Source organism: Ruegeria sp. C2, from assembly GCF_056537765.1.
On sequence record NZ_JBQFRZ010000012.1, the window covers coordinates 43790 to 61718 of the forward strand.

Genomic DNA, 17929 nt, shown 5'->3' on the forward strand with positions numbered 1-17929 from the left:
CGGCCGATGGTCAGGATCGATTTTGAGCCATGGGAACCCGAAGAAACGATCGGGAAACTGTGGCACACCCTTGCCAGCCGCCTCGATGCACCTGAGGTGCATGATGGAGCCGCGGTCGACCTCTCAGAGGTCGCGGGGCGGCTGGCTGTCCTCTTCCGAGGACTTGGGGGTAGTCCGGGCGTAGAATTGCGCCCGGTCTCACCCGAGGTTTCACGCCACCGTCTGGGGTGGCGCCGCCGTCTGGCGACCGAGGCCGAGCTGATACCGCGCGCGTCCTTTGACGGTGAAGTTCTGCGCCTGCCGGACCGGCTGGCCGTTTTTCCTGCACGTGAAGCAAATGGTGCGCTTTACGTCTGGCTGGCCGCCGCCGCGGCCCATGCCAGCACCCGCATCGACGAAGACGACCCGCTGCGCGCCGATTTGCACGCGCTAATCGCCGCCCGACACATGGTCGAAGCGACATTGGACAATGCCCCCGGTTTGCGCGCACTTTACACCGAACTCTGCAAAGGCGTTCTGCATTACCGCGACATCCCCGGTTTGCCACCCGTGGAGGCGGCAGTTGAAGAGATCATCCGCCACTTGCTGGGCGACCCAGCGCCCCTGTCACCGCAGGCCGCGCAGCTTCTGACACTGGATGACGACCTTTCTGCCCCGCGCGGATATCAGCATTTCCGCCCTATCCCGTTGTGGCCCGCGCTGCGTCCCGTCGGACTTTCCGAACATAACGAGGTCGAAAACCCCGACACAGAAGGCCCGCCCGAGGAAACCGGAGAGAAAACCCATCGTGCCCGCCGCCGCAAATCGGATCAGGCATCCCGCAGCGACAGTTTCATTCTGCACAAGTTCGAAGCGATCCTCAGCTGGGCCGAGTTTCTGAATATCAACCGCCGCATCGACGACGACGATCCCGACAACGCCAAGAAAGCGGCCGACGATCAGGAAGAGATTGGCCTTGGGCAGATCTCGAAGGCGCCGCCGACCAAGCTGAAACTGCATCTGGATCTGGCTCCGGAGGATGTGAACCGCGAGCGTCTGTCCGGTCGGGTTCTCTATCCCGAATGGGATGTGCGCACAGGGCAATACCTTCCCGATCATGTCAACGTTCTGACTTCGGATGCCGACATCCGCGAAGATTCTGCCGAGTTTGGCAAGGACCCCGCCACTGCCCGCCGCATCCGCGCCGTGAAACGCCAGTTCGAGGCGTTGCGTCCGGGCCGTGTGATGACGCGCGGCCATCTGGATGGCGATCAGCTGGACATCGAGGCCGCCGTCCGGGCGCAGGTGGATCGCTGCGCCAATGGCGAAGGCACCGAACGCATCTGGATGCAATCCCGCCCCGAGGCGCGCGATCTGGCGGTATCGATCCTGCTGGATGTCAGTCGCTCGACCGAAAGCGCAGTCACAGGCCGCGCCGTGATCGACATCGAACGCGAGGCGCTGGCCGCGCTCGCCTGGGGTCTGAATGCCTGCGGCGACGATTTCGCCATTCACGCCTTCAGCTCGCTGAAACGCCACCGTGTTTATGTGCAGCGGTGCAAACGGTTCGATGAGCCGATGGGGGGATTGGTCGAACAACGCATCGCTTCCCTGCGCCCCGGTCACTATACCAGACTCGGCGCTGCGATCCGGCATTGCTCGGCCGATCTGGCCGGTCAATCGCGCAAACGCCGGTTGTTGCTGGTCATCACCGATGGCAAGCCCAACGATCTGGACCACTATGAGGGTCGCCACGGCATCGAAGACACACGGCAAGCCATCCGCGAGGCGCGCCGCGCAGGGCAATCGGTATTCGGCGTCACCATCGACAAAACCGGCAAAAGCTGGTTCCCGCGCATGTTCGGCCAAGGTGGCTTCGCTGTCATCCCCGACCCGCACCGTTTAACCATGGCCCTGCCGCAGATCTACCGCCAGCTGGTCGGCGCATGACCGACACCTCTCTGATCGACGAGCTTCCGGGCGAGTTGCTGATGTGGGTGCTGATCATCTCGGAACTGCTGGTGTTCGGCGCAGGCTTGATTGCCTTCATGGGTGTGCGCCTGACCGATCCCGCCGGATTTGCCGAAGCGCAATCGCATCTCTACCGCACCGGAGCGGCGCTTAATACGGCGGTGCTGGTCACCTCAGGTTATCTGGCCGCGCAGGCGCTGCATTGGCGGAAGGTCGCGCGTCGCAGTGCGGCTCGAATAGCGCTGATCGCCGCCGCCGCGCTGGGCGTCGTGTTTCTGATCATCAAAGGTGTGGAATATGCAGGTAAAGCCGCGCAGGGGATCACCTACGAGACCCACCCGTTCTTCCTGTTCTACTACCTGTTGACCGGATTTCATGCCGCGCATGTTCTTGCAGGCGTCGGCGTCCTGTTGCTGGTCGCCTGGCGCGATGACCCACGCAATATCGAGGCAGGCGCACAGTTCTGGCACATGGTCGATCTGGTCTGGATCATGCTCTTCCCTGTGATCTACCTGCTGGGGTGACGACGATGCCTGCACCTTCATCTTCTCCCAGAATCTCCCGCCGGGCGCGCTTGAACGCGCTCACACGTGCCTGGCTCGCTCTTTTGGCGCTCAGCGTCACATCCGCGATACTGACGGTGCTGCCCATCCCACCCGCGCTGTTGGGCGGCGGCATCCTTGTTTTTGCGCTTGCAAAATCCCGGGTCATCCTTGCCCGTTATCTGGACCTTGCAACCAGCCCGACATGGCTGCGCGGCTTCACGATGGTGCTGACCGGCTTTGCGGTCGTCATCTTTGCCCTCTACTTGATCTGAAAAAACGCCGCCTCCGGAGAGACGGCGAGGTATCACGCAAGGGGGCGCTTTTTGATTACTGGGCCGCCATCGGCATCCGCGCGATCTGGCAGCGTTGCCACAGGGCCGACAGCGCGCTGACCAGATGGTCGATATCCTCATCGGTATGAACCGGAGACGGCGTGATCCGCAGGCGCTCGGTCCCTTTCGGAACAGTGGGGTAGTTGATCGGCTGGATGTAGATGCCGAACTCCTCCAGCAGCGTGTCCGAGATGAACTTGCATTTCACCGGATCGCCGACCATCACCGGGATGATGTGGCTGGGGTTGGGGATATGGGGAATACCTTCCGCATCCAAGCGCGCGCGCACCTGCGCCACGCGGGCCTTTTGCAGGTCGCGCTCGGCATTGGACTGTTTCAGATGCCGGATCGAAGCTGCAGCACCGGCGGCAATCGAAGGCGGCAGGGCGGTGGTAAATATGAAGCCACTGGCAAAGCTGCGCACGAAGTCGCACAGCGCAGCCGAGGCAGCGATATAGCCCCCAACCACACCAAAGGCTTTGCCAAGCGTCCCTTCGATCACCGTCAGGCGATCCATCAGGCCTTCACGCTCGGCGATGCCGCCGCCGCGCGGGCCATAAAGACCAACGGCGTGGACCTCATCCAGATAGGTCATCGCACCGTATTTGTCGGCCAGATTGCAGATCTCTTTGATGGGGGCGATGTCACCGTCCATCGAATAGACCGACTCGAATGCTATCATCTTGGGCGCATCGGGATCGGCCGCGGCCAGTTTCGCCTCAAGATCTTCCAGGTCATTGTGCTTCCAGATCATCTTCTGCGCCCGCGAATGGCGGATGCCTTCGATCATCGACGCGTGGTTCAGGGCATCAGAAAATACGATCAGGCCTGGGATTTTTGCGGCGAGGGTGCCAAGGGCCGCCCAATTCGAAACATATCCGGAAGTAAAGAGAAGCGCGGCTTCTTTACCGTGCAGATCGGCCAGTTCGGCCTCAAGCAGCACGTGGTCGTGAGTGGTGCCCGATATGTTCCGCGTACCCCCGGCCCCCGCACCGCAGCGGTCCAATGCGTCGTGCATCGCACCGATAACTGATGGGTGTTGACCCATGCCGAGATAGTCGTTTGAACACCAGATCCGCACGTCCCGCTGCACAGGACCGTCTGTTTGACGCGCGTTGGGGAAAGACCCGCAGCGACGTTGCAAGTCGATGAAAACACGATAGTTCCCTTCGTTCTGAAGGTCCTCAAGACTTTGGCTGAAGAAACGCTCGTAATTCATCTTGCTTGCTCCCCGGCATACTGGCTATGGGCTGAGTTTATGGCAGCCTCGGTGCCTCAGACATGACTATTGTCAAGTTCGTACCGGTAAAAAAGGATGGTGCAAGCTGGCGGGCTTTGGCATAGCGTGGGGTTGGGATGGACCGACCGAACCAACGTGTCGGCAGGAATAAACGGGGGTGTTTTCATGTCTCATGAAACACAAAAGGCAATCGCACGTCAGTCGCTGTTGCTGCGCAGTCTGCCGGATCAGCATGTCGAGACATTGCTGAGCCACGCGATCTGGCGTCGGTACGACCGGGGCGAGACGATCTTCCTGCAGGAAGAAGAGGCTCAGGCGGTTCACGTGGTTCTGGAAGGCTGGGTTAAACTCTTCCGCATGACGCCCACTGGGGCCGAGGCCGTGGTAAGCGTCTTTAAGCGCGGCGATAGCTTTGGCGAGGCGGTGGCACTGCGCAACGTGCCCTATCCCGTCTCAGCCGAGGCTGTATCGGCCTGCGAAGTGATGCATATCCCCAGCCCGATCCTGATCTCTTTGATGAAGGAAGACCCGGAAATCGGGATCTCGATTCTGGCCGCGACCTTTACCCATCTGCATTCTCTGGTCGCTCAGCTTGAGCAACTCAAGGCGCAAACCGGCGCGCAGCGCGTGGCCGAGTTTCTGCTGAACCTCTGTGACAGCGATGCAGGCGAGTGCGAAGTGTCCCTGCCTTACGACAAGATGCTGATCGCGGGTCGTCTGGGGATGAAGCCCGAAAGCCTGAGTCGGGCATTCTCACGGCTCAAAGCAGTGGGTGTAAAGATCAACCGCAACCATGCCGAGATTTCAGATATCGCACTGCTGCGGGATTACGCCGAGAGCGATCCGGCGGAGAACTGGGGGCGGTAACCCGGCATTGCTGCCGGGTCAGGTCGCTCAGACTGTTGCGCCTTTGCGGCGAATGGCGGTGCCGAGGCTGCCGGCGCAGACCCCGACAATAATCGCAATCACGAGCGCCATCGTCCCGACATGGGAAAACTGCCACCCGGCAAAAAGCAGGGGCGCGATCAGGCCAACTACGCCACCCAGCAGGGCGCCAAGCCACAACTGGCGGGTCATCATGCCCAGTGCCAGGCCCAGAATGCCGGGCAGGCCCAATACGTTGCCGCCGATGGTTCCAAGTATCTCTAACATCTCTGTCCCCGCCTTAATCCGAGCTTTTGTTCAGGAACGAGCGGATATCGTCCCCTGATGCCGCTGCGTGTTTCTGCAGAACTTCGCCATCCACCGCGTCCGCGATCTCCTGATATGCTTCCAGATAGTTGGGAGGCAGGCTATGCGCGATACCCTGGTGGCAATCAATGCAAGTCATACCGGTATCAATCGCGCGCTGGTGTTCGCTAGCAGCACGGGTTTCCTGAATCGTGAAGTCCATATAGTCGAAGTTGTGACAGTTGCGGCATTCGCGGCTGTCGGACGCTTTCATCTTCTTCCAAACGGCTGTCGCCATGGCGAGACGATGGTCCTCGTATTTCTCAGGTGTGCTGATCGTGCCTGCCAGCTCGTGATAGACATCCTTCACCGCCATGATCTTGGCTTTGATCTTGTGGTTCCACTCATCCGGGACGTGACAGTCCGAACAGATCGCACGGACGCCCGAGTGGTTGTTGTAGTGGATCGTTTCACGGTATTCGCCGAGATTAACCTCCATCGTGTGGCACGAGGTGCAGAATTCTTCAGTATTCGTCAGCTCCAGTGCCCAGTGGAAACCACCCCAGAACAGGATGCCCGCCAGAAACCCGGCCAGCAAAGTGAAACCAACGCTGAGGACGGCGATCGGGCTCCAGAACCAGGTCCAGAGGCGTCGGATGAGCCCTTGTTTTTCTTGGGAGTCGGACATATCGCGCTCTCCTTTTTGACCTGAGTTCAGTTGCCGGAGGAAGGTTCAAAAGTGTTGTCAACCAGCGGCAACGCATCCGCTTGCGGCACATGACACTGGTTGCAGAAATACCGGGTACCTGCGATCTGATCCAACTCGCGGCCTTCGCGGTCCAGATAGTGGGTCATCGACAATGTTGGTGCGTTGCGCTCACCCGCTTTGGTCCAGTCATGGCAGGACAGGCACTGGTTGGTGCGCAGATCGATCTGATATTGCTCGATCGAATGCGGGATCAGCGGTGGCTGCTGGCGGTAATTGCGCTGCATACGGCCTTCGACTGTCCGATGCACCTGATCCAGAACAGCAGGTTCATCAACCTCGGCACCGCGCAGGCTGTTGACCCCGGCAGATTGCGCAAGGGCCAGGCCACCGAGGAGTAGCGGCGGGATCAGGGCAAGGCCCACTAGGATCGGCTTTTTCATCTTCTCACTCCTTCAAAAAGGTCTTGAGGCGCGCGGCTGCGGCGCGGCGGTTGGTTCCGGTGGCGCGACGGTCAGGTCGTCGAACCGATGGGTGAATTTGAATACGTCTTCGGCGCAGATATCGATGCAGCGACCGCAATTGGTGCAGTCGGGCGACAGGATCAGCGGGGTGTCTTTGCCTTTCAGCGCCGGAGAGATGACTTGGTTTTCCGGGCAGACCGCGTAGCAATCCATACAGTCGTCACAGGCGGCGCGATTGGTGGCGCTGACCCGCAGCATCGCTTTATTGCCCACCAGTCCGTAGAACGCGCCAACGGGACAAACATGGCCGCACCATCCATGGCGTGAGACAAACAGATCGAACAGGAAGATCGCGGCGATCATCGCCCAGACGAAGCCCATGCCAAAGATCAGCCCGCGATGCAGCATGGTGATCGGGTTAACCAGCTCCCACGCGATTGTGCCGGTCAGGCCGGTCACGATCAGAACGGTTGCCATGATCCACAACCGTGTGCGGCGCTTGGGCTGCCAGCCCTTTTGCAGGCCCAGCTTGCGGTGCAACCAATGCGCGCCGTCGGTGACCGGATTGATCGGGCAAACCCAGGAACAATAGACGCGACCTCCGATCAGGGCGTAAGCAACTAGAACGATGGCGGCACCGATGGCGGCGGTCAGCTCGGGCCAGTGCCCGGCGATCAGGCTTTGCAGAAAGACAAACGGGTCGGTCAGGGGCAGCACGCCCAACGTCAGCGACCCGGCCAGTGTGCCCTGCACGATCCAGATCCCGAACCAAGGGCCCAGCAGGAACAGGACCAGAAAAAACAGCTGGCTGACGCGACGCAGCAGCAGGTATTTATGGGCACCCAGCCAGCCTTTGGTGGCGATGGCCTCTTGCCCCAGTGGCATATGTGTGCGGGCGGTCATGGGGTGACCTCCGGCAATTTGAAGCTAGGCTCAAACCCGCCCGGCGCGGCGAGGTTATCTGTGCCCGGTCCCGGCAGACGGTCGGGCAAGTCGATGATGCCTTCTACGACCGGCGCGCCCTTTGCCTCTTTCTCTTCCCAGCCCTTGCGGTAGTGATCGGCGCTGCTGCCACGGGCTAGCCGGGCGGGAAGAACCTTGATCGCGGCTTCGGGCAGAACGCAGCTCTTCTCGCACATGCCACAGCCGGTGCAGTGATCGGCATGAACGGTTGGAATGAAGATTGCATGACTGCCTGAGCGGGCATTGTGTTCAGTTTCCAGCGTGATGGCTTCGTCGATGACGGGGCAGACGCGATAGCAAACATCGCAGCGCAGGCCGAGGAAATTCAGGCAATTCTCCTGATCGACCAGAACGGCCACGCCCATTTCGGCGTCGTCGATATTTTCCAGCGCAGGATCTAACGCCCCGGTCGGGCAGGCTGCGACGCAGGGGATGTCGTCACACATCTCGCAAGGCACATCGCGGGCGGTGAAATAGGGCGTGCCGGTGGCCACGGCATCGACACCCAGCTCGGCCAGTTTCAGCGTGTCATAGGGACAGTCCCGCACGCACAATCCACAGCGGATACAGGCCGACAAGAAGTCTTTTTCCGGCAAGGCTCCGGGGGGTCGTAATGCTTCGGCCGGCAACGCCCGTGCGTCCCGCGCCAGCCAGGCCAGCAAGGACCCGGCGGCGACGCAGCCGCCCGCCGCGCGCGCCGAGTCCTGCAGGAACCGGCGCCGCTGCGGCGATAAGGGGGAGCCAACACGAGACATGGGTCTTACCTTTGCCTTGCCAGCCCGTTATGCGCGCTCGACCTTACAGGCGCATTTCTTGAAGTCGGTCTCTTTCGACAGCGGGCAGGTCGCGTCCAAGGTCAGCTTGTTGGTTAGCTGGCCTTCGTCGAACCACGGCATGAACACCAGACCACGCGGCACTTTATTCCGGCCGCGGGTTTCGACCCGACTGTTGACCTCGCCGCGGCGGGTAGAAAGAACGATCTCCTGCCCGCGCCGCAGACCACGCTCGCGCGCGTCGTCGGGGTGCATGTAGACAACGGCGGCGGGATAGGCGCGGTGCAGTTCGGGCACACGGCGAGTCATCGAACCTGAATGCCAGTGCTCCAGCACACGGCCCGTGCAGAGCCACAGGTTGAACTCTTCATCCGGTACCTCGGGGGCGGGCTCGTATGGTGCAAAGATGATCTTGGCCTTGCCATCCTTGTGGCCATAGAACTTCACATCCGCACCTTCGGGCACGTAAGGATCATAACCCTCACGGAAGCGATAAAGCGTCTCTTTGCCGTCCACGACTGGCCAGCGTAAGCCGCGGGCTTGGTGGTATGTTTCGAACGGCGCCAGATCGTGCGCATGTCCGCGACCGAAATTGGCATATTCTTCGAACAGGCCCTTCTGGACGTAGTAACCAAAGTGCTCGGATTCGTCGTTGTCGAACCCTTCGGCGGTTTCAGACAGCGGGAACTGGTCGATCGTGCCATTTGCGAACAGCACCTCATACATGGTCTTGCCGCGATGTTCGGGCATGGTGGCCAGCAGTTCCTCGCCCCAAACCTCTTCGACGGTGAAGCGCTTGGAGAACTCCATCAGCTGCCAGAGGTCCGATTTCGCCTCTCCCGGAGCCTTAACCTGTTGCCGCCAGAATTGCGTGCGACGCTCGGCGTTGCCATAGGCGCCTTCCTTCTCGACCCACATGGCGGTGGGCAGGATCAGGTCAGCGGACAGAGCCGTTACGGTCGGGTAGGGATCGGATACGGCAATGAAGTTCTCCGGGTTGCGATAGCCGGGATAGCCTTCTTCGTTGATATTGGGCGCGGCCTGCATGTTGTTGGTGCATTGCACCCAATAGGCGTTCAGATCACCGTCCTTCAGCTTGCGGTGCTGCAATACGGCGTGGAAGCCGGGTTTGGGCGGGATGGTGCCCGCAGGAATTTTCCATGCAGTCTCACAAATCTCGCGGTGCTTGTCGTTTGCCACGACCATATCGGCGGGCAGACGGTGAGCGAAGGTACCGACCTCACGCGCTGTGCCACAGGCCGAGGGCTGACCGGTAAGCGAGAAGGGCGAGTTGCCGGGCTCGGAAATCTTACCCACCAGCAGGTGCACATTGTACATCAGCGAGTTCACCCACGATCCGCGTGTGTGCTGGTTGAAGCCCATGGTCCACAGGCTCATCACTTTGCGATTGGGGTCTGCATATTGCTGCGCCAGACGTTCGAGCTGAGAGGCAGGAACGCCGGACAGTTCAGAGGTATATTCCAGCGTGTATTCCGAAACGGCTTCGGCATATTCCTCGAAACTGATCGGTTCCAATTTTCCCGAGTTCGGGTTTTCAGCCTCTTGCTGCAACGGGTTGTTGTCACGCAGGCCATAGCCGATATCGGTGGCGGTCTTGGTGATGTTCACATGGTTCCGGACGAAGTCTTCGTTCACAGCGCCGTTCTGGATGATGTAATTGGCGATGTAGTTCAGGATCGCCAGATCGGTTTGTGGCGCGAAGACCATGCCGTTATCGGCCAGCTCGAACGAGCGGTGTTCATAAGTCGACAGCACATGCACTTCAGATCCCGGCTTGGTCAGGCGCGTATCGGTCAGGCGTGACCACAGGATCGGGTGCATCTCGGCCATGTTCGAGCCCCAGAGCACGAAAGTGTCTGCGTGCTCGAAATCGTCATAGCAGCCCATCGGCTCATCAATGCCAAATGTGCGCATGAAGCCGACAACCGCCGAGGCCATGCAGTGGCGCGCGTTGGGGTCGATGTTGTTGGACCGAAAACCGGCTTTCATCATTTTGGCGGCGGCGTAGCCCTCCCAAACGGTCCACTGACCCGAGCCGAACATACCGACGCTGGTTGGCCCTTTCTTGGCTAGGGCCTCTTTCCACTTGGCAGCCATGACGTCGAAGGCTTCGTCCCAGCTGACGGGCTCGAATTCACCGTTCTTGTCGTATTCGCCGTTGGTTTTGCGCAGCATCGGCGTGGTCAGACGGTCTTTGCCGTACATGATCTTGGACAGGAAATAGCCTTTGATGCAGTTCAGGCCGCGGTTCACCGGCGCGTCCGGGTCGCCCTGCGTGGCAACTACGCGCCCGTCTTTGGTGCCAACCAGGACCGAGCAGCCAGTGCCACAGAACCGGCAGGCGGCTTTGTCCCAGCGGATGTCCGGGGTGGCGGCCTGAGCGTTGGCTTGTCCGGTCGCCAATGGCAGACCTGCGGCTGATGCAGTCGCAGCGGCGGCGGTTGATTTCAGAAAGGTCCGGCGGGATTCAGAGATGGTCATGACATGGGTCTCCGGCTTTAGATCTGGCGAGAAGCGTTAAGGTGCGGACGGGTCTCCGCGAGGTCTTCGAAATGGTGATAAGTCAGGGTCAGAGAGATCACACCCGGGATCTGATGCAGATCCATGATCGTCTCGGACGCCAGTTTTTCCGACGTATCCTCGACCACAACAACAATGCGGCCATCCTCGGATGCCGCGTGAACCTCTGCCCCGTTTGTACCCGCAATCGTGGCCTGCGCGCTTTGGGTGGTTTCCGGGGTTACATGGACGAGGCAACCACAGATGTTCATAAGGCAACCTCCTGAGTGGGCGGGGTGTGGCGTTCAAAGCTGACGGAACCGGCGGGACAAGCGCTGGCGCAGGCGCCGCAGCCGGTGCAAATATCAGTGTCGAGTTGGGGTTCAGCGCGACCGCAAAGCTGCAGTTTGAAACGAATCGCGTTGTGGTCGCAGACATCCTGACAGACCCGACAGCTGACACCGTTCATCGACAAGCACGATGCAGACACCGCAGCGCGCCAGGGCCAATCAGCCACGTGTTCAGGATTCAGTGCCCCGGTCGGGCAGGCATTGGCACACTCACCGCAGAAGGTGCAGGGGCCTGCATCCAATTGCACAACGGGCCAGCCTTGTGCGTCGAACTTGATGATATCTTCAGGGCAGGTCTCGCGGCATTCGTCGCACTGTGTGCACAGATCAAGAAACTCTGCCACCGCACCCGGTGGGTGGATGGCTGATGTATCCTCGCGCAGCACCTTCCCTTTCAGGAATGCGCGTCGGCTGGCTAGCTTGTTCATTCGCTCCCGACCTTTGAGTGATCGGCAGGGGTTGGCCTGCCTGACTCGGGTGTTAGCGTAGCACAGAGCGCAGGAAATTGACCTAGATCATTTCCGAAATGTTTATTCTTTAGCCGGATTTAGAAAATCTTGAGTGGATTATGCATAATTCCATTTTGCTCGATGATCCACTTCGAATTGGGAGCTGGCCTACGCGCCCGGCATTCAGGCGCGCTTTTCCCGGATTGAGGTGATACCAAGCACAGACAGCACCTTGGCTTCGATCTGCGCCGCACTCATGCCCGCGACGGCATACATGTCCGCCGGGCTGGCTTGGTCGATGAAGATATCCGGCAATACCATCGAACGATACTTCAACCCGTCGTCGAACACGCCCTCATCCGCCAGCAATTGCGCCACGTGACTGCCAAAACCTCCGACGGCACCTTCTTCAATGGTGATCAGCGCCTCGTGGTTGGCAGCCAGATCAAGGATCAGGTCCCGGTCCAACGGTTTGGCAAATCGCGCATCCGCGATGGAGGGCGTGATGCCCCGCGCCGATAGAGCCTCGGCTGCTTTTTGCACTTCGGCCAGACGCGTGCCGAAGGACAACAGCGCCACACGGGCACCTTTCTGGATCATGCGGCCTTTACCGATCTCCAACACCTCGCCACGTTCAGGCAGGTCAACGCCCACCCCTTCGCCGCGCGGATACCGGAAAGCGATCGGGCCATCGTCATGGGCCACGGCGGTGGCGACCATGTGCATCAGTTCGGCTTCATCTGCAGCTGCCATGACAACCATGCCCGGAAGGTTGGCCATGTAAGCAACATCAAACGACCCCGCATGGGTCGCACCGTCTGCCCCCACCAGCCCCGCACGGTCGATGGCAAATCGCACCGGCAAGCGTTGGATCGCCACATCATGCACAACCTGATCGTAGCCACGCTGCAGGAAGGTTGAATACATCGCACAGAACGGCTTCATCCCCCCGGCGGCCAACGCAGCCGAGAAGGTCACGCCATGCTGTTCGGCAATTGCCACGTCGAAACATCGCGAAGGGTAGCGCTCAGCAAACAGGTTCAGCCCGGTCCCGTCGGGCATTGCGGCGGTGACCGCGACGATCTTGTCATCCCGCGCCGCTTCCTCGACCAGAGTCTTGCCAAAGACCGAGGTATAGGACGGCGCGTTGGATGGGGCCTTCTTCTGCTCGCCCGTCACCACATCGAATTTGGCGGTTGCGTGACCCTTGTCGCGTGCCTGTTCGGCAGGGGCATAGCCCTTGCCCTTCTTGGTCAGCACGTGGATCAGAATTGGCCCGCTTGCCTTCGCCTTGACCGCACGCAGAACCGGCAGCAATTGGTCCAGATCATGCCCGTCGATGGGGCCGAGATAGGAAAAGCCCAGTTCTTCAAACAACGTCCCGCCCATGGCCATGCCTTTCAGCATGTCCTTGGCGCGCTTTGCCCCCTCGCGGAAAGGTTCAGGCAGCAACGACACAGCTCCTTTGGCCGCAGCTTTCAGATCGTGAAACGGTTCTTCGGCATAGATGCGCGACAGGTAGTTGGATAGAGCACCCACGGGAGGCGCGATGCTCATCTCATTATCGTTCAAGATGACGATCAGGCGCTTTTTCAGATGGCCCGCGTTGTTCATCGCCTCAAAGGCCATGCCCGCAGACATCGAGCCATCGCCGATCACCGCAATCGCATCGCCCAGCCCCTCGGGTGTCACACCACCCAGATCACGCGCCACGGCAAACCCAAGTGCGGCGCTGATCGAGGTGCTCGAATGCGCCGCGCCAAACGGGTCATAGGGGCTTTCGCTGCGCTTGGTGAAGCCGCTCAGGCCATCCTTCATGCGCAAGGTGCGGATACGGTCGCGGCGCTCGGTCAGGATCTTGTGCGGGTAGCACTGGTGCCCCACGTCCCAGATGATCTTGTCGCGCGGAGTATCAAATACTGCATGAAGGGCTGTGGTCAGTTCGACTACGCCAAGACCTGCGCCCAGATGTCCCCCAGTCACAGAAACGGCCGAGATCGTCTCGGACCGCAACTCATGTGCGACCTGATGTAGTTGCGCATCCGAGAATTGCTTGAGATCCGCAGGGCGGTTCACAAGGTCCAACAGAGGCGTATTCGGGCGGTCAGACATATGGCGTTCCTGGCTTAGCTGTCCCGGGCAATAACGAAGCGGGCAGCTTGCTTCAAGGTTTCAGCTTTAGTGCCATACCCGTCCAGTGCTGCGCAGGCCTGATCCGCCAACGCGGCAGCACGGGATTTCGCGGCCTCCAGACCCAGCAGCGAGACAAAGGTCGCCTTGCCCGCCTCAGCATCCTTCTGCAGCCGCTTTCCGGCCTTTTCGGCATCTCCTTCGACATCCAAGATGTCATCGGCGATTTGAAAAGCAAGGCCAAGGGCTTGGGCATATTGGCGCAAGGGCTCGGGATCGGCCTGCGCCAACCGCGCACCTGCGCAGGCAGACCATTCGATCAACGCGCCGGTTTTACCCGCTTGAAGTTGCGTAATCTCATCCAGTGTCAGCGGCTCTGCTGCCGTCTCCGCTGCGATATCCAGCGCCTGACCCAAAACCATACCTTGTGCGCCGCTCGCTTTTGCCAGTGTTAGAGCCAAATCTGCGCGAATTTCTGCGCTCCCGGTCTCGGGTCGCGTGCAAAGTTCAAATGCCAGCGTCTGCAACGCATCGCCCGCGAGGACAGCGGTACCCTCATCCCATTTCACATGCACAGTCGGGCGCCCGCGCCGCAAATCATCGTCATCCATGCAGGGCAGGTCATCATGAACAAGCGAGTATGCATGCAGCGCCTCAATCGCGGTCGCTGGCCAGATCGCTTGCGTCGCGTCAACGCCATGCAACCGCGCGCTTTCCAAAACCAGAAACCCACGCAGCCGCTTGCCGCCTTCGGTGGCATAGGCCATCGCCCGTGTCACATCCAGATCGTCCAACGCCCCCAGAACCAGATCGAAATGGCTCTGAATCAGCGCCGCATCCTGCGCCAGCTTTTCACGAAACATTTACTGACCTTCGACAGGCGTTGTCCCGGTCGGTTGTCCACTCGCATCCAGAGTGATCGCTGCGACTTTTTCTTCGGCCCGCTTCAACTCATCTTCGCAACGCTTCTTCAAAGCCGCGCCGCGTTCATAGAGAGCAATCGACTGATCCAAGGCCACATCCCCGCGTTCCAGCTGGCCCACTACCGCCTCAAGCTCTTTCATCGCCTGTTCAAACGTCATCTGTTCGACTGGAGTATCGGTCATCGTGCTGCCTTTATCAGTTCTTCCACATGGGCGCGTGTCGCCTCGGCCAGTGCGTTCAGATCATACCCGCCTTCCAGAGTCGAGACGATACGGCCCGCACAGACCTCATTGGCAATCTTGCACAGCTCGGCTGTGATCCAGGCGAAATCGCCCGTGGACCAGTTGAGGTTGGCCAGTGGATCATCCTGATGCGCATCGAATCCCGCCGAAATGATGATCAGTTCCGGCTTGAACGCGCGCAGCCGCGGAAAGGCCTGCGCCTCGTAGGCAGCGCGCATCTCGGCCCCGCCCGTGCCGGGGGCTAATGGAATATTCAGCACCGTCTCATAGGCGCCGGTTTCATCCGCGCGCCCTGTTCCGGGCCATAACGGCATCTGCTGGCTTGTGATCACCAGCGCGCGTGGCTCATCCCACAGCAGATCCTGCGTGCCATTGCCATGATGTACATCGAAATCCACCACCGCCACGCGGTTCAACCCGTGATGATCCAGCGCATGTTTCGCCGCCAGCGCTGCGTTGCCGAACAGACAAAACCCCATCGCTGTCTCGGATTCCGCATGATGCCCTGGCGGGCGGATGGCGCAGAACGCGTTCGAGGCCTCACCGCTCAGAACCAGATCAACCGCCCGTACCGCCGCCCCCGCTGCGCGATAAGCAGCATCGACCGACCCCGGAGACATGAACGTGTCCCCATCGATTTGTCGAAACCCTTCAGAGGGCCTGCTGCTTCGGATATCATCGATGTGGCTGGCTGGATGAACTCGCAACAGATCGTCATCTGCGGCCATCGGAGCAGTGACCCGTTTCAGATCCAGGCCTTCCAGCGCATGTAAAACATGCTCCAATCGCGCCACCCGCTCCGGATGCCCGTCAGGTGTCACATGGCCTAAACAATCGGCATGGGTCAAAAGGGCAGTCGTCATCGGGGTCCTATCTTCATCTGGCTATAGATACCTTCGCCGAAGGCAAAGTCGCCGCACAACGGCAAATCAGTCGGGGGCCAACATATACCCCGCACCCCGCACAGTCTGCAGATACCGGGGCTGCTTTGGATCCTGCTCAATCTTGCGCCGCAAGCGCGTGATCTGCACGTCAACCGCACGTTCCTGCGCTTGCCCCTTGTCGCGCCCCAGATCTTCAACCAGCTTGGCACGGCTGATCGGCTCTCCCGGCTGGGCCGAGAAGATCTTCATCAACTGGCTTTCGGTCGCGGTCAGACGCACGGGATCTTCTCCCTGCCACATCTCGCCACGCTCGATGTCATAGCGGATCGGGCCGAGTGTCAGGAATTTCGCGGCTGTCTCCTGCGCGGGGGCTTCGGGCATGCGGCGCAAGATGGCGTTGATCCGCAACAGCAGTTCTTTCGGCTCAAAAGGCTTGGCGAGGTAATCATCGGCACCGGCTTCGAGCCCCGCGATGCGATGCTCGGTTTCGCCTTTTGCGGTCAGTAGCAGGATCGGTGTCGCATGGGTCTCGCGCAGCGCCTTGGTCAGGCTAACCCCATCCTCGCCCGGCATCATGACATCCAGCACGATCAGATCGAAATCCAGCCCCGACAGCACCCGCCTCGCATGCGCCGCGTCCCGCGCTGCGGTTACCAGAAACCCGTTTCGCATCAGGAATTTCTTGAGCAGATCGCGAATGCGTTCGTCGTCGTCGACGATCAGAAGATGGGCGTCCATATCGCTCATGAAGTTGTATCCCGCAGTTTCGTATATGCACGACGCATATCAGCATCCATCATCGCTTCAAGCACTTTGCGAAAACCGGCCACCGCTTCGGGGCCTGCATCCTTGAACGCCGCGCGCATCCGGGCTCGCTGCGCATCGGACAGCGTAGCCTCCAACGCCTTGCCCTTGTCTGTTAGAAATAGGTGGCGTTCGCGTTTGTCCACCTTTCCCACACGGCTTTCCACCAAACCGTCCTCGATCAGGGTGCGCAGAACCCTATTTAGAGACTGCTTTGTTACCCCCAGGATGCCCAGAAGGTTGTTTACCGTCGTGCCGGGCGCGCGATTGATGAAGTGAACCGCCCGGTGATGGGCGCGGCCATAGGCCATTTCGGACAGGATGCGGTCGGGATCGGCGGTGAAGCCGCGATAGGCAAAGAACATCGCTTCGATACCTTGCCGCAACTGCTCATCCGTCAGAAATAACAGGCTTTCTCCGCCAAAGACCGGGGCAGGACGGATTTCGGACATAACGGGCCTCATTCGCAATACGGTTCGAGTTTATGTCAGCCTTATTGACATTCCAAGAGCGCACAGGTATCGAATCGCAGTTTTTGCGCAACAATGTGTCCGATGCGGACCTATCTGGCGCAATATTCGGAAAATTGACCCGGTTCAGGAGGTTTCGCATGGCGGGGTATGATGATCGTGATGGTACCATCTGGCTAGACGGTAAACTGGTGCCCTGGCGTGAAGCGAATGTGCACATCCTGACCCACGCGATGCACTATGCCTCGTCTGTGTTTGAGGGTGAGCGCGCCTATAACGGCAAGATCTTCAAAAGCCGCGAACATTCCAAGCGTTTGATAGCGTCGGCCGAGGCTTTGGACATGCCGATGCCCTACTCGGTGGATGACATCGAAGCGGCCAAGGAAGAGACGCTGAAAGCCAGCGGCTTGAAAGATGCCTATGTACGCGTGCTCGTCTGGCGTGGTTCGGGCGAGGACATGGGTGTTGCCTCGGCCAAGAACCCGGTTCGTATGGCCGTCGCGGTTTGGCCCTGGGGTGCCTATTATGGCGATGCAAAGATGCAGGGGGCCAAGCTGGACATCGCGGAATGGAAACGCCCCAGCCCCGAAACCATCCCGGTTCACGCCAAGGCGGCAGGTCTATACATGATCTGCACTATCTCGAAGCACAAGGCCGAGGCCAAGGGGTGTTCGGATGCCCTGTTCATGGACTGGCGCGGTTATGTGGCCGAAGCGACCGGTGCAAACGTGTTCTTTGTCAAGGACGGCGAGGTGCATACTCCGCTGGCCGATTGTTTCCTGAACGGCATCACCCGCCAGACTGTGATCCAGATGTTGAAAGACAAGGGCATCACCGTCCATGAGCGCCGCATCAAGCCCGAAGAAATGGCCGATTTCGAACAATGCTGGCTGACCGGCACCGCCGCCGAAGTGACGCCCGTTGGGCAGATCGGCGAATACACGTTCGAAGTTGGCGACCTGACCCGCGAGATCGCCGAGGGTTATGAGAAACTGGTCCGCTCGTAATCAGAA

Annotated in this window: 20 protein-coding genes; 5 read left to right on the plus strand and 15 right to left on the minus strand. The window is 60.0% G+C overall.

The window, feature by feature from the left end; genetic code table 11:
- Positions 1 to 6 precede the first annotated feature (6 nt).
- From ACR0IV_RS20205 to ACR0IV_RS20215, 3 genes are read left to right on the plus strand one after another with little or no spacing between them, the layout of a single operon-like run.
- A complete protein-coding gene (locus ACR0IV_RS20205) occupies positions 7 to 1929 on the plus strand; it encodes a nitric oxide reductase activation protein NorD (protein ID WP_480660747.1) in 1923 nt (640 codons plus the stop codon).
- Positions 1926 to 2474, plus strand: coding sequence for a cytochrome c oxidase subunit 3 (locus tag ACR0IV_RS20210; RefSeq protein ID WP_480660745.1), 549 nt, complete (start codon positions 1926 to 1928; stop codon positions 2472 to 2474). Before ACR0IV_RS20205 ends, ACR0IV_RS20210 begins: the two co-directional genes overlap by 4 nt.
- A gap of 5 nt (positions 2475 to 2479) precedes the next feature.
- Positions 2480 to 2767, plus strand: coding sequence for a cytochrome C oxidase subunit IV family protein (locus ACR0IV_RS20215; RefSeq protein WP_480660743.1), 288 nt, complete (start codon positions 2480 to 2482; stop codon positions 2765 to 2767).
- Between the two features lie 55 nt (positions 2768 to 2822).
- Here the strand turns inward: ACR0IV_RS20215 and hemA are convergent, their stop codons facing one another.
- Positions 2823 to 4046, minus strand: a complete 1224-nt coding sequence (gene hemA, locus ACR0IV_RS20220) for a 5-aminolevulinate synthase (RefSeq protein WP_480660741.1) — start codon at positions 4044 to 4046, stop codon at positions 2823 to 2825.
- 186 nt (positions 4047 to 4232) lie between these two features.
- Here hemA and ACR0IV_RS20225 point away from each other — a divergent pair, with 186 nt between their 5' ends.
- Complete coding sequence (locus ACR0IV_RS20225) at positions 4233 to 4934, plus strand: Crp/Fnr family transcriptional regulator (protein ID WP_480471460.1); 702 nt, start codon at positions 4233 to 4235, stop codon at positions 4932 to 4934.
- Between the two features lie 27 nt (positions 4935 to 4961).
- On the opposite strand, the gene ACR0IV_RS20230 is transcribed toward ACR0IV_RS20225, so the two are convergent.
- From ACR0IV_RS20230 to ACR0IV_RS20295, 14 genes are all read right to left on the minus strand, one after another.
- Positions 4962 to 5219 carry a hypothetical protein gene (locus ACR0IV_RS20230; protein WP_480660738.1) on the minus strand — a complete coding sequence of 86 codons (258 nt, stop codon included), beginning with the start codon at positions 5217 to 5219 and terminating at the stop codon, positions 4962 to 4964.
- 13 nt (positions 5220 to 5232) lie between these two features.
- Entirely contained in the window at positions 5233 to 5925 is a 693-nt protein-coding gene (locus tag ACR0IV_RS20235) for a NapC/NirT family cytochrome c (RefSeq protein WP_480471462.1), read from the minus strand.
- A gap of 26 nt (positions 5926 to 5951) precedes the next feature.
- Positions 5952 to 6386, minus strand: coding sequence for a nitrate reductase cytochrome c-type subunit (locus ACR0IV_RS20240; RefSeq protein ID WP_170398181.1), 435 nt, complete (start codon positions 6384 to 6386; stop codon positions 5952 to 5954).
- Between the two features lie 12 nt (positions 6387 to 6398).
- Positions 6399 to 7310 (minus strand): quinol dehydrogenase ferredoxin subunit NapH, encoded by a 912-nt coding sequence (napH, locus tag ACR0IV_RS20245; RefSeq protein ID WP_480660736.1) that lies wholly within the window; start codon positions 7308 to 7310, stop codon positions 6399 to 6401.
- Positions 7307 to 8125: a ferredoxin-type protein NapG gene (gene napG, locus ACR0IV_RS20250; RefSeq protein WP_480660734.1), complete on the minus strand. Its 819-nt coding sequence runs from the start codon at positions 8123 to 8125 to the stop codon at positions 7307 to 7309. The genes napH and napG overlap by 4 nt, the downstream gene beginning before the upstream one ends.
- A 27-nt stretch (positions 8126 to 8152) precedes the next feature.
- Positions 8153 to 10645, minus strand: a complete 2493-nt coding sequence (gene napA, locus ACR0IV_RS20255; protein WP_480660732.1) for a nitrate reductase catalytic subunit NapA — start codon at positions 10643 to 10645, stop codon at positions 8153 to 8155.
- A gap of 17 nt (positions 10646 to 10662) precedes the next feature.
- Positions 10663 to 10935, minus strand: coding sequence for a chaperone NapD (locus ACR0IV_RS20260; RefSeq protein WP_480660730.1), 273 nt, complete (start codon positions 10933 to 10935; stop codon positions 10663 to 10665).
- On the minus strand, positions 10932 to 11441 hold the full coding sequence (gene napF / locus ACR0IV_RS20265) for a ferredoxin-type protein NapF (protein WP_480660728.1): 510 nt from the start codon (positions 11439 to 11441) through the stop codon (positions 10932 to 10934). Before napF ends, ACR0IV_RS20260 begins: the two co-directional genes overlap by 4 nt.
- Before the next feature lie 204 nt (positions 11442 to 11645).
- Positions 11646 to 13574: a 1-deoxy-D-xylulose-5-phosphate synthase gene (dxs, locus tag ACR0IV_RS20270; RefSeq protein ID WP_480660726.1), complete on the minus strand. Its 1929-nt coding sequence runs from the start codon at positions 13572 to 13574 to the stop codon at positions 11646 to 11648.
- 14 nt (positions 13575 to 13588) lie between these two features.
- Positions 13589 to 14455: a polyprenyl synthetase family protein gene (locus ACR0IV_RS20275; protein WP_480660724.1), complete on the minus strand. Its 867-nt coding sequence runs from the start codon at positions 14453 to 14455 to the stop codon at positions 13589 to 13591.
- Positions 14456 to 14698, minus strand: coding sequence for an exodeoxyribonuclease VII small subunit (locus ACR0IV_RS20280; RefSeq protein WP_170484940.1), 243 nt, complete (start codon positions 14696 to 14698; stop codon positions 14456 to 14458).
- Positions 14695 to 15621: a histone deacetylase family protein gene (locus ACR0IV_RS20285; RefSeq protein WP_480660722.1), complete on the minus strand. Its 927-nt coding sequence runs from the start codon at positions 15619 to 15621 to the stop codon at positions 14695 to 14697. Before ACR0IV_RS20285 ends, ACR0IV_RS20280 begins: the two co-directional genes overlap by 4 nt.
- Positions 15622 to 15687: 66 nt before the next feature.
- The gene (locus ACR0IV_RS20290; RefSeq protein WP_480660720.1) at positions 15688 to 16389 is read right to left on the minus strand and encodes a response regulator; all 702 of its coding nucleotides are present in this window, start codon (positions 16387 to 16389) and stop codon (positions 15688 to 15690) included.
- Positions 16386 to 16898 carry a MarR family winged helix-turn-helix transcriptional regulator gene (locus tag ACR0IV_RS20295; protein ID WP_480471472.1) on the minus strand — a complete coding sequence of 171 codons (513 nt, stop codon included), beginning with the start codon at positions 16896 to 16898 and terminating at the stop codon, positions 16386 to 16388. The genes ACR0IV_RS20290 and ACR0IV_RS20295 overlap by 4 nt, the downstream gene beginning before the upstream one ends.
- Before the next feature lie 158 nt (positions 16899 to 17056).
- Here ACR0IV_RS20295 and ACR0IV_RS20300 point away from each other — a divergent pair, with 158 nt between their 5' ends.
- Complete coding sequence (locus tag ACR0IV_RS20300) at positions 17057 to 17923, plus strand: branched-chain amino acid aminotransferase (protein ID WP_480660718.1); 867 nt, start codon at positions 17057 to 17059, stop codon at positions 17921 to 17923.
- Positions 17924 to 17929 lie beyond the last annotated feature (6 nt).

Coding starts and splice junctions, on each gene's coding strand:
- ACR0IV_RS20205 (WP_480660747.1), top strand. CDS start 7: ATGGTCAGGATCGATTTTGAGCCATGGGAACCCGAAGAAACGATCGGG.
- ACR0IV_RS20210 (WP_480660745.1), top strand. CDS start 1,926: ATGACCGACACCTCTCTGATCGACGAGCTTCCGGGCGAGTTGCTGATG.
- ACR0IV_RS20215 (WP_480660743.1), top strand. CDS start 2,480: ATGCCTGCACCTTCATCTTCTCCCAGAATCTCCCGCCGGGCGCGCTTG.
- hemA (WP_480660741.1), bottom strand. CDS start 4,046: ATGAATTACGAGCGTTTCTTCAGCCAAAGTCTTGAGGACCTTCAGAAC.
- ACR0IV_RS20225 (WP_480471460.1), top strand. CDS start 4,233: ATGTCTCATGAAACACAAAAGGCAATCGCACGTCAGTCGCTGTTGCTG.
- ACR0IV_RS20230 (WP_480660738.1), bottom strand. CDS start 5,219: ATGTTAGAGATACTTGGAACCATCGGCGGCAACGTATTGGGCCTGCCC.
- ACR0IV_RS20235 (WP_480471462.1), bottom strand. CDS start 5,925: ATGTCCGACTCCCAAGAAAAACAAGGGCTCATCCGACGCCTCTGGACC.
- ACR0IV_RS20240 (WP_170398181.1), bottom strand. CDS start 6,386: ATGAAAAAGCCGATCCTAGTGGGCCTTGCCCTGATCCCGCCGCTACTC.
- napH (WP_480660736.1), bottom strand. CDS start 7,310: ATGACCGCCCGCACACATATGCCACTGGGGCAAGAGGCCATCGCCACC.
- napG (WP_480660734.1), bottom strand. CDS start 8,125: ATGTCTCGTGTTGGCTCCCCCTTATCGCCGCAGCGGCGCCGGTTCCTG.
- napA (WP_480660732.1), bottom strand. CDS start 10,645: ATGACCATCTCTGAATCCCGCCGGACCTTTCTGAAATCAACCGCCGCC.
- ACR0IV_RS20260 (WP_480660730.1), bottom strand. CDS start 10,935: ATGAACATCTGTGGTTGCCTCGTCCATGTAACCCCGGAAACCACCCAA.
- napF (WP_480660728.1), bottom strand. CDS start 11,441: ATGAACAAGCTAGCCAGCCGACGCGCATTCCTGAAAGGGAAGGTGCTG.
- dxs (WP_480660726.1), bottom strand. CDS start 13,574: ATGTCTGACCGCCCGAATACGCCTCTGTTGGACCTTGTGAACCGCCCT.
- ACR0IV_RS20275 (WP_480660724.1), bottom strand. CDS start 14,455: ATGTTTCGTGAAAAGCTGGCGCAGGATGCGGCGCTGATTCAGAGCCAT.
- ACR0IV_RS20280 (WP_170484940.1), bottom strand. CDS start 14,698: ATGACCGATACTCCAGTCGAACAGATGACGTTTGAACAGGCGATGAAA.
- ACR0IV_RS20285 (WP_480660722.1), bottom strand. CDS start 15,621: ATGACGACTGCCCTTTTGACCCATGCCGATTGTTTAGGCCATGTGACA.
- ACR0IV_RS20290 (WP_480660720.1), bottom strand. CDS start 16,389: ATGAGCGATATGGACGCCCATCTTCTGATCGTCGACGACGACGAACGC.
- ACR0IV_RS20295 (WP_480471472.1), bottom strand. CDS start 16,898: ATGTCCGAAATCCGTCCTGCCCCGGTCTTTGGCGGAGAAAGCCTGTTA.
- ACR0IV_RS20300 (WP_480660718.1), top strand. CDS start 17,057: ATGGCGGGGTATGATGATCGTGATGGTACCATCTGGCTAGACGGTAAA.